This window comes from Syntrophorhabdaceae bacterium, from assembly GCA_028713955.1.
Classification (GTDB): domain Bacteria; phylum Desulfobacterota; class Syntrophorhabdia; order Syntrophorhabdales; family Syntrophorhabdaceae; genus UBA5609.
This window is the reverse complement of the sequence record JAQTNJ010000115.1, coordinates 1-9,712: the sequence shown is the minus strand read 5'-3', so window position 1 is coordinate 9,712 and position 9,712 is coordinate 1. Positions and strand designations below refer to the sequence as shown.

The following is a 9,712-nucleotide window of genomic DNA, read 5'->3' as shown; positions in this document are numbered from 1 at the left end:
TGTACCAATCACTCCATACGAAGATTATCGGCCCTTATGGTGAGAAGATCGAGGTCCAGATAAGGACCCATGAGATGCACAAGATTGCCGAGGAAGGCATCGCCGCTCATTGGAAGTACAAAGAGGGGAAGGTATTCGATGCAAAAGAGGACAAGATATTTGCCTGGTTACGAAGGATCATAGAGTGGCAGCATGAATTGAAAGACAACAAGGAGTTCATGGAGATATTCAAGATCGACCTCTTTTCAGATGAGGTCTACGTATTCACACCCAAGGGAGATGTGAGAGACCTGCCAAAAGGAGCTACCCCGATAGATTTTGCCTATGCCATTCATTCTGATCTGGGGCATCGATGCGTCGGCGCAAAGGTAAACGGGAAGCTTGTCCCCCTTCGCTATGTTTTAAAAAGCGGTGACATCGTTGAGATACAGACAAACCCCTCTCACAAACCAAGCAAGGACTGGCTGAATTTTGTCGTTACCTCCAAGGCAAAGACAAAGATCAGGCAATGGATAAAGACCGAACAGAGGGAGCAAAGTATCGAGCTTGGTAAGGCCTTGCTCGATAAAGAACTGACCAAGCATGACAAAAACCTCGCAAAACTTCTCAAGTCAGGAGAGTTGCAGACCATTTCGAAAGAATTCAGTTTTGAGACTGTTGAGGATCTCTTCGCAAGCGTGGGCTATGGGCTATATACGCCGCTACAGGTCCTGGGTAAGACTATTCCGGAAAGCGAAAAACCGAGCAAACTGAAGACGCTTATAAGCAGCTTCAAAAAAGGCCGGGACAGCTCCATCAAGGTTCAGGGCATCGACGGACTGGTAGTAAGATTTGCAAAATGCTGCAACCCCATCCCCGGAGACAAGATCTTCGGTTTCATTACGAGGGGCCGGGGGTTGACGATACACGTGGCAGACTGTTCCAATGTCCACACCTATGACGAACAAAGAAAGGTTGAGGTCTCATGGCAACTGAACAAAGATACTACCTATCCTGTACGATTAAAGATTATCGGAAGCGACAGGAAAGGGCTCCTGTCCGATATAAGCTCCGTTATGGCCTCCAACAAGGCAAATATAATCAGCGCCCAGGCGATGACCTACCCTGACAGATCAGCTGCAGGCATGTATGAAATTGAGATCAGCCATATGTCGCAATTACAGAAGATCATCAAATCAATCCAGAAGATAAAAGGCGTAAGATCAGTGGAAAGGATCCGCGGAACGATATAGCAGTAAGCGATCAGCTTTCAGCCATCAGCCATCAACTGATATCGTGAAAAGTGAAAAGTAATAGGTGGTAAGGTAATAGGTATCGGGTGATAGGCCATTGCGAGCCCGCAGGACGTAGCGTTTTGTCATTGCGAGCGAAGCGTGGCAATCTCATTGATAGATATCTGTCGTGAGCTCTCTTTTTAAGGGGAGAGTTGGGGGGAGGAATCCTTTCTGTCAGATTGCCTTCTGAAAATTACCCTTTTTTATACATTTGGTACAGATCTTTGCCTTTTTAGTGGTCCCGTCTTTAACGATCCTGACGGTTTGTAAATTGGGCAACCACTCCCGTCTGGTCTTGTTGTTTGCGTGGCTCACATTGTGGCCAACCTGTTTACCTTTACCACATATCTCACAAACCCTTGCCATGAATGCCTCCAATAATGTATTGCTATTACCACATACAGTCTATATCAGGGATATGCATTTTACCCATTTCGTCGTTTGAATGTCAATACATTTCAACTATATACCCGCAAACCGGCACGCTTCAAAGAAATTCAGGGCGCCTTTACAAAACCCTGGGGAACGTTCAGGAAGACCAATGAAGTTGACGTCTTAGAGAACGCTTTTATCAGTATCGGATAGATGCCTATGGATACTGGGTGTGCCCGGGGAACAAACCCTCATATATAAAAGGAATTAAAGTGGTAATTTTTTTTAATAACTATTGGATACATTAGGTTTTTCCTGCTGCATTCTCAACAGGCAAAATTCAATAAAAGATCGGGAACTCAAACAGTTGGGAGCGTCATTCTACAACTTTTCAACAGCTATTGCACAATTTATGTGGAAAACCAAGGACAGCCCATGAAAGGCCGTATATCGTAGTTCGTATATAGTGAACCGTAAAAGAAGCCACAAAGAGGCAGTGTAATAGTAGATAGCCGTTAGCAGTCGGCATACAGCCGTCAGCGTCGATTATCGATAATCGAGTATCGAGTTTGCCATGAGCTGATAGCCGAAGAAGTCGCCAGTATCCGGCGACCAGTGACGAGTATCCAGCGGCCACTCTCTGCCCTCAGCTCTCTGCTCTCCGCTGCATTTCTCGCCTAACGATTTACGGGTATATTAATAAACCGTGCCTGTGTTCCGGTCTTAATGCCGCATTGTTTTGCCCTGCCGGCCTTTACTTCAAGGACATATCTGGCAGGATAGAGCGAACTGATCGTTGTTTCGTCCATAGGTCGCGCTGAGTGGAAAACGCTGACGACCTTGCGCTTTGAATTCAGAAAGATCAGATCAAGAGAGATAAGGGTATTTTTCATCCAGAAATATCGCACCTCATCTCTATTCGACAGAAAAAGCATACCGCCATTATCCGGAAGCTTTTCCCTGAACATCAGGCCCCTTTCCTGTTCCTCGGGAGTAAGCGCAAGCTCGACGTTGAAGCCGCATGTCCTTTGCCCCTCTGCATTATAAAAGGTTACCTGTCTCTCTCCGCCATGCGCAGCAAAGAAATACCCCGACATGACAACACATGCAATAATGAGCGCGAGTAATGCCGGGAAGGAAAAAAAGATGTTCCCGTTCAGGCGTTCGTCGCTCTGCAATCTGCAATCTGCAATCTGCAATCTTTTCTTATTTTCTGTGCTCATTGCGTTGACGGATAAATTCTATAACACCTGGCAATATAGATATGACGATTATTGCGGAGATTACGATGGTAAAGTTCTGCTTGACAATTGGTATATTCCCGAAAAAGTATCCTGCAAAAACACAGGCTGCAATCCAGGCAATACCACCGATAACATTATAACTGATAAAGCGCAGATACGTCATGCTCCCGATCCCGGCGACAAAAGGGGCAAAGGTCCTGATGATAGGTACAAACCGCGCTATAATGATCGTTTTACCGCCGTATTTTTCATAAAACTGGTGGGTGCGGTCCAGATATTCCTTATTTAAAAAACGGACATTTTCTTTATGGAATATCCTGGGACCCATATAATCTCCTATCCAGTAGTTCGCCGTATCCCCCAGGATAGCGGCAATGGAAAGGAGGATAAACAGCCACATTACGTCCAGGTCTCCCTTCGCGGCAAATGTGCCCGCAGCGAAAAGAAGGGAATCGCCCGGCAAAAGCGGGGTCACAACAAGGCCGGTTTCACAGAAGATGATGAGAAAGAGTATCAGATAGGTCCAGGTACCATAGGCCTGGATAATTGCGCTCATGTGCACGTCGATGTGTATAACAAAATCAAAAACAGTTTTTAAGAAATCCACCTGCTCTCCTCACAAAGGGTCTGATATCAGGCTGTATACTACAATGATACGGGGGCTCACAGCAAGAAGAATCAGGTTAAGGTTGAGGTTGAGGAAAACCGGAGTTTGCTTAACCTTAGCCTTAACCTCAGCCTGCTGTTTGCTGATCGCTGATAGCTGACTGCTGATAGCTCTTAGCCGGCAAGCCTACAGGGGGGAGCAGGCAACATATGCTTTATAAAAAATGCAGATTGGAAAGTTTTCCTGTAAACTGGTATGATGTTGTCCTTACTATGGAACTATCAGAAAATGAATTGATAAGGAAGCTAAGAAGGTTCGGCAGGAAGTCGGGCTCTATCGTGCGCGGTATCGGTGATGACGGGGCCGTTGTGGACCTTAAACAGGGACAATACGTGTTTGTTCAGGATGCCCTCGTAGAGCATGTCCATTTTGAATTCTCCTTTGCAGACCCCTTCGATGTCGGGAAAAAGGCCATATACGTCAATGTATCCGACATCCTTTCCATGGGGGCAGAACCGCTTTATTTTCTTGTTACCATAGGCATGCCGGAAAGATTTTCATACAGAGACGTTCAGATCCTCTATAAGGGCCTTGACAGGGCGGCCCGGGAGTTCCATGTGTACCTCCTCGGAGGCGATACGGTGTCAACCAAAGGGGATTTTTTCATCGATATCTCCATGGTGGGTAAGGTAATTGGCAAGAAATACTTTGGCAGGAATAAAGCGAGGCAAGGCGACCTCATCGGGGTGACGGGATATCTCGGCGAGAGCGCTTACGGGTTGCACCTCCTGCAAAATGGTTCAGCGGCAAAACCTCCAAACCGATACATAAAGAGGTATCAGAGTCCAAGACCGCCCTATGACGTATGGAAGGAATTGGTAAAAAGTGGTATAACTGAGGCTATGATGGATATCAGCGACGGCCTTATCATTGACCTCGAAAGGATGATGGCCGAGAGCAAGGCGGGCGCGCATCTTTATCTCGAAGATATCCCCATACCGCCTGTCCTGAAAAGACAGGGGCTCCAGACGCTCGCCCTTTCCGGCGGGGAAGATTACCAGCTCCTTTTCACATTCCCCCGGAATAAGGCCTCTGTGGTAGAAAAGATTCGTGAAAAAGGTTTTGCAATCTCCGTCATCGGAGAGGTCGTCAGGCAACGGGGGGTCAGACTCTTTGATGGCGACAGGGAGATAAGGCTCACTACAAAAGGCTACGAACATTTCGGAACCACGCAATGAACAAAGAGACCTTTGTCAAAGACATTACTCAGGACCATGCGAGGATCAATGATTATTTCATTGTCATTAAAAAGGGTATTTACTCCACCAGGAACAACAAGAAATTTATCGGTCTGAGCTTGCGGGACAGGACCGGCTCGATCGAAGCAAAGATCTGGGATGAAAGGGTCGATCGCTTAAAAACCCGCTTTGAAGAAAACGACCTCGTTTATGTGGAGTCAAGGGTAGAATCCTATCAGGGCAAACTGCAGTTAATAGTAGAAAATGTAGAGAAAGAAGAGACCTTGCTGCCGGAACTTATCCGGGAGTTTTTTCCTGTCAGTGAGCGTTCTGATACTGAGTTGCGCAAAAACTATGAGGGTCTTGTAAAAGAGATCCGTGACCCTCATATACAATCCCTCTTTGATGCGCTCAACAGGAGGGAAGACATATTAAAAAGATTCTTTCTCTTCCCCGCATCGATCGGTGTTCATCATACATATATCGGGGGGCTTATTGAACATTCTCTATCAGTGGCTGAGATGGGCAGGAAGATCGTTGATCGTGTCGGGGGAGATGTTGATCTGGTTACAGCAGGGTGTCTGCTCCACGATATCGGCAAGATCGAAGAGATGACGATCAGGGGTGGTTTTAAATATTCAGACAGAGGAAGGCTCCTCGGGCATATTACCCTCGGTGTCATGATATTCGAGGAACTGATCAAGGACATCCCCGGCTTTCCCGATACTATCGCCGATATCCTTTCCCATATCATTATAAGCCATCACGGGGTTGAGGAATGGGGCTCTCCCAGGAAACCTATGTGCATTGAGGCTATTGTGGTACATTATCTGGACAACCTCGACGCGAAGGTCATGGGTGTAAAGGAACATATGAAAGAAAACATGGAAGACGAGAAATGGACGGAATACCACCGGCTCTACGAATCAAAGTTTTATAAAACACCGGACAATGGATGATGGAGATTAGAAGGGTTTTTGTCGACAAACTGAAGATGAAAAACGGCATGGCACTCCTCACCGGACCAATGCATAAATATATCGTCAGCGTCCTGCGAAAGGCAAACGGCGACCGGATCGACCTCATCGACGGCAAGGGATACCTCTACCGGTGCGTGATTAACAGCATCAAAAGCAAGGAACTCTATTTGCAGGTCCTTGATGTTGTTCATCGTCCTGAGGATAAAAGACCAAAGGTCACACTCTGTGTCAGCCCCATTAAAGGACCCAGGATGGACTGGCTTATCGAAAAGGCAACGGAACTGGGTGTTGAAAGGATCCTCCCCACGATCTTTAAAAGGACGCTCGTCAAATTCGATGAGAAGGAAAAAGGCAAATATGAACGCTGGAAGAGGATTACCATTGAGGCCTCCCGTCAATCAGGCAGATTCACCATCCCTGAAGTGATTGAACCGACACCGCTTCGGGGTATCTTGTCATGGGTTGAGAACATCAAGACCCGTTGGGCCCTCTATGAAAAAGAGAAGCACGCCACAATGAAAGACGTCTTCTCCTCCGGGGTGGGAGGAGAGATATGCGTAGTGATAGGCCCTGAAGGCGGCATTGACGAACTCGAAGTGGCATGGCTGAAAGAAAATGGTTTCGTAACCTGTACCCTGGGTGAAAATATCTTCAGGACCGAAACAACCCCGCTGATTGTACTGTCTGTCATTCTCTACGAATACAGCAAGAAATGACGGGGAAGAACAAGGGAGGGATTATGGGACAGCATGGCAAGGTAGGATGCGGTTGCCTCATCTTTATACTCATTGTATGTATGGTCATTGCCGGCATCTTTATACATCCCCTTACATTGAAGATGATCGGGAAACAGTTCAGGTATGAGGACAAGGTCGTCCAGGCAGATATTATATTTGTGCCGAGGTTCATTGAGGACAGGAATGGGGAACTATATACAGAATCTTTCAGGGATTACTGGGCAGGGAACGGTAAGGCGATCTTCGTGGAAGAAGACAAGATATTCGGCGTCAGTCTTACCGAGCTTATTCAGAAGATGGCAAAGGGGAGAGGCATCAAGGAAAGCGTTGTAAAGGGTCTTGAGGCAGAGGGCGGAGAAGTCCTCAGGGCTGCAAAGATAAAGGAAAAATTTGCGGGAATGGGGTACAAAAAGATTATTATCATCGTGCCGGAATATGCTTCACGGCGATTCCACCTCCTTTATAATTCATCACAAGGGGACGCGAAGGTTGTATACATGATAAAACCCGTGACTGTTACATATTTTACGATGGACAGATGGTGGAAAGAAGGCACCTCAAGGTTTATCGTGATGAAGGAATTTTACAACATGGGGTTTTATTATCTTGCACGGTTTAAATACGGAGAGTCAAAATAGCAGATCTCTATACTCCATATATTCCGGTGTGTCATGGATGAACGAATTGCCTGCATAGCTCTTTCAAGGATAAGGAGTCTCGACAACATTCAAAAACGGAAGATAGCCGATGGATGTGAGGAGCTGGGCCCTCTCTTTGAAGGAAAAACAAGATATTACAATAACGATCTAACAGCACCCATATCGTCGTTCACGGATTGGAAAGGAATAGCGAGTGATCTTAAAGTGCTTGAAGAAATGGGAGCCGCCGTGCTCACCATTAAAGACAAGGAGTATCCGCAGTTGTTAAGGAACATTCCCGATGCCCCGATAGTCCTCTACAAGAAAGGTCCCCTCCCCCTGGGAACAGATACGCTGGCGATAGTGGGTTCAAGGAGGGCAAGCTTCGAAGGGATGAACCTTGCTGAAAAGATAGCGCAGACCCTCTCCTCCGTCGGCATCACTATCGTAAGCGGCCTTGCCCGGGGTGTTGATTCTGCAGCCCACAAAGGGGCTTTAAAGGGCGAAGGAAAAACGATCGGCGTTCTCGGTTGCGGCATTGACATATGTTATCCGCCGGAAAACAAAAAGCTCATGGAAAGAATGGGTGATGAGGCTGTGGTTCTGACTGAATATATGCCCGGAGAGCAACCACTTCAGTTTCATTTTCCGGAACGGAACAGGATCATCGCGGGGCTCGCAAAAGGTATCCTTGTCATAGAGGCCTCACAGAAAAGCGGCTCTTTGATTACCGCCCGGCTTGGCCTTGAATATAGCAGGGAGGTAATGGCAATTCCGGGAAGCGTCTTCAGCGAGGAGTACCGCGGAGCGAATAAACTCATCAAAGAAGGTGCGAAACTCGTTGACGGCATCGAGGATATTGTAACGACCTGTTTCCCCGGAGTCAGTTTTGTTAAAAAAGAAAATGTTGAGCTTGACGGCAATGAGAAGTATATATATGCTCTTGTTGGTTTCCAGAGAACCCATATCGATGAAGTTATCGAGAAAAGCAAAATGGAAGCAAAACAGGTCATGGCAGTATTGACAAGGCTTGAAATGAAAGAGACTATCAGGCAGTTGCATGGAGGATTCTATATAAAGACAGCTCATAGATCATAGCTCATGGTTTATTTTTAAAGATTTTGCTATGAGCTGACGGCTATGGCTATCAGCCATGTTGGGAGAATAGGAATGGGTAAATCATTATTAGTTGTTGAGTCACCGACAAAGGTGAAGACACTCTCGAAATTCCTTGGAAAAGACTATGTCATCAAGGCAACTGTCGGCCACATCAAAGATCTGCCGAAAAGCAAGCTCGGTGTCGATATTGATAAGGACTTTGCGCCGCAATTTCTTGTCCTGAAAGGAAAATCGAAGATCGTTAATGAGATCAAAAAGATAGGCAAAGAGGCCGACAGGATATATATCGGCTCTGACCCGGACAGGGAAGGCGAGGCCATCGCGTTCCACGTGGCAGAGGTTATCGGCAAGGACAAAGAGATTGAGAGGGTCCTGTTTCATGAGATCACCAAAAAGGGTGTCCTCGATGCTATGCAAAACCCCACCAGGCTCGATGAAGCAAAATATAATGCCCAGAAGGCCAGGCGAATCCTCGACAGGCTTGTCGGTTATAAAATAAGTCCCCTTCTATGGGAGAAGGTCAGTTACGGACTCTCTGCAGGGAGGGTGCAGTCCGTAGCGCTGCGACTCGTCTGCGACAGGGAAGAAGAGATTGATGCCTTTGTAAAAGAGGAATACTGGGTCATCGATGTTGAGCTTGAGTTGCCGTCAGGTGAACGTTTTACCGCTACCCTCGAAAAGAAGAACAATAAGAAGTTGAGGATACCTTCTGAAGAAGAGGCAAAGAATATCAGGGACGCGCTGCAGGGCAAGGAGTTTATTATAGACAGAATCGAGGAAAAGGAAAAAAACGTTTTCCCGCAGCCGCCCTTTATTACAAGCAGGATGCAGCAGGAGGCGTCGCGGAGACTGCGCTTCTCACCGAAGAAGACCATGATGCTGGCGCAAAAACTCTATGAAGGGATCGATGTCGGCGAGGAAGGCCCGACGGGTCTTATCACATATATGAGGACGGACTCCGTGCGGATCTCCAGTGAAGCGGCCTTCGCGGCGAGGCATTACATAGAAGGGAGCTTTGGCAAGACATACCTGCCGGCTAAACCGCATTTTTTTAAAAACAGGAAGAGCGCCCAGGACGCGCACGAAGCGATACGTCCAACGCTCGTCCATCTAACCCCCGACAGGGTAAAACCGTACCTCGACAAGGACCTCTTTTCGCTCTATGACCTGATATGGAAGAGATTCGTTGCCTCACAAATGGAACAGGAAAGATTAAAGACAAAGACCATCGATATAAAGGTCGCTGATTTTACATTCGTCGCTCGCGGTTCCGAGGTCCTCTTTGACGGGTTCACAAGGATCTATGAAGAGGAAGGCGACGATAACGGGGAAGAGAAGAAAAGGCTTCCGGAGATGAAGGAGGGCCAGGGGCTCTCTCTTATTGATATACTGCCGGAGCAGCGTTTCACAAGTCCGCCGTCACGGTATACCGAGGCCTCTCTGATACGGACCCTCGAAATGAAGGGGATCGGACGCCCCTCGACGTATGCAACGATCGTCACG

At 47.2% G+C, this 9,712-nt stretch carries 10 protein-coding genes; 7 read left to right on the top strand and 3 right to left on the bottom strand.

Annotated features, from left to right (window positions below):
• The coding region (locus PHU49_10410) for a TGS domain-containing protein (GenBank protein ID MDD5244418.1) at positions 1 to 1,232 on the top strand (1,232 nt) is incomplete at its 5' end.
• 216 nt (positions 1,233 to 1,448) lie between these two features.
• Here the strand turns inward: PHU49_10410 and rpmB are convergent.
• The 3 genes from rpmB to PHU49_10395 all read right to left on the bottom strand — a co-directional run bounded on the left by rpmB (position 1,449) and on the right by PHU49_10395 (position 3,497).
• Positions 1,449 to 1,640 carry a 50S ribosomal protein L28 gene (gene rpmB, locus PHU49_10405; protein MDD5244417.1) on the bottom strand — a complete coding sequence of 64 codons (192 nt, stop codon included), beginning with the start codon at positions 1,638 to 1,640 and terminating at the stop codon, positions 1,449 to 1,451.
• 683 nt (positions 1,641 to 2,323) lie between these two features.
• Complete coding sequence (locus PHU49_10400; GenBank protein MDD5244416.1) at positions 2,324 to 2,869, bottom strand: DUF192 domain-containing protein; 546 nt, start codon at positions 2,867 to 2,869, stop codon at positions 2,324 to 2,326.
• On the bottom strand, positions 2,853 to 3,497 hold the full coding sequence (locus PHU49_10395) for a DedA family protein (GenBank protein MDD5244415.1): 645 nt from the start codon (positions 3,495 to 3,497) through the stop codon (positions 2,853 to 2,855). The genes PHU49_10400 and PHU49_10395 overlap by 17 nt, the downstream gene beginning before the upstream one ends.
• A gap of 209 nt (positions 3,498 to 3,706) precedes the next feature.
• On the opposite strand from PHU49_10395, the gene thiL reads away from it, so the two are divergent.
• The 6 genes from thiL to topA form a co-directional block, all read left to right on the top strand.
• Positions 3,707 to 4,735, top strand: coding sequence for a thiamine-phosphate kinase (thiL, locus tag PHU49_10390; protein ID MDD5244414.1), 1,029 nt, complete (start codon positions 3,707 to 3,709; stop codon positions 4,733 to 4,735).
• Positions 4,732 to 5,694 carry an HD domain-containing protein gene (locus PHU49_10385; protein MDD5244413.1) on the top strand — a complete coding sequence of 321 codons (963 nt, stop codon included), beginning with the start codon at positions 4,732 to 4,734 and terminating at the stop codon, positions 5,692 to 5,694. The genes thiL and PHU49_10385 overlap by 4 nt, the downstream gene beginning before the upstream one ends.
• Positions 5,691 to 6,431, top strand: coding sequence for an RsmE family RNA methyltransferase (locus PHU49_10380; GenBank protein ID MDD5244412.1), 741 nt, complete (start codon positions 5,691 to 5,693; stop codon positions 6,429 to 6,431). The genes PHU49_10385 and PHU49_10380 overlap by 4 nt, the downstream gene beginning before the upstream one ends.
• Positions 6,432 to 6,454: 23 nt before the next feature.
• Positions 6,455 to 7,090 carry a hypothetical protein gene (locus tag PHU49_10375; GenBank protein ID MDD5244411.1) on the top strand — a complete coding sequence of 212 codons (636 nt, stop codon included), beginning with the start codon at positions 6,455 to 6,457 and terminating at the stop codon, positions 7,088 to 7,090.
• Between the two features lie 33 nt (positions 7,091 to 7,123).
• The gene (gene dprA, locus PHU49_10370; GenBank protein ID MDD5244410.1) at positions 7,124 to 8,188 is read left to right on the top strand and encodes a DNA-processing protein DprA; all 1,065 of its coding nucleotides are present in this window, start codon (positions 7,124 to 7,126) and stop codon (positions 8,186 to 8,188) included.
• Positions 8,189 to 8,260: 72 nt separating this feature from the next.
• Positions 8,261 to 9,712, top strand: a 1,452-nt coding sequence (gene topA, locus PHU49_10365; protein MDD5244409.1) for a type I DNA topoisomerase, incomplete at its 3' end; no start/stop codon positions are given.

Excerpts from the sequence above, each read along its gene's own strand:
- rpmB (MDD5244417.1), bottom strand. The coding sequence starts at position 1,640 with ATGGCAAGGGTTTGTGAGATATGTGGTAAAGGTAAACAGGTTGGCCAC.
- PHU49_10400 (MDD5244416.1), bottom strand. The coding sequence starts at position 2,869 with ATGAGCACAGAAAATAAGAAAAGATTGCAGATTGCAGATTGCAGATTG.
- thiL (MDD5244414.1), top strand. The coding sequence starts at position 3,707 with ATGCTTTATAAAAAATGCAGATTGGAAAGTTTTCCTGTAAACTGGTAT.
- PHU49_10385 (MDD5244413.1), top strand. The coding sequence starts at position 4,732 with ATGAACAAAGAGACCTTTGTCAAAGACATTACTCAGGACCATGCGAGG.
- PHU49_10380 (MDD5244412.1), top strand. The coding sequence starts at position 5,691 with ATGATGGAGATTAGAAGGGTTTTTGTCGACAAACTGAAGATGAAAAAC.
- PHU49_10375 (MDD5244411.1), top strand. The coding sequence starts at position 6,455 with ATGGGACAGCATGGCAAGGTAGGATGCGGTTGCCTCATCTTTATACTC.
- dprA (MDD5244410.1), top strand. The coding sequence starts at position 7,124 with ATGGATGAACGAATTGCCTGCATAGCTCTTTCAAGGATAAGGAGTCTC.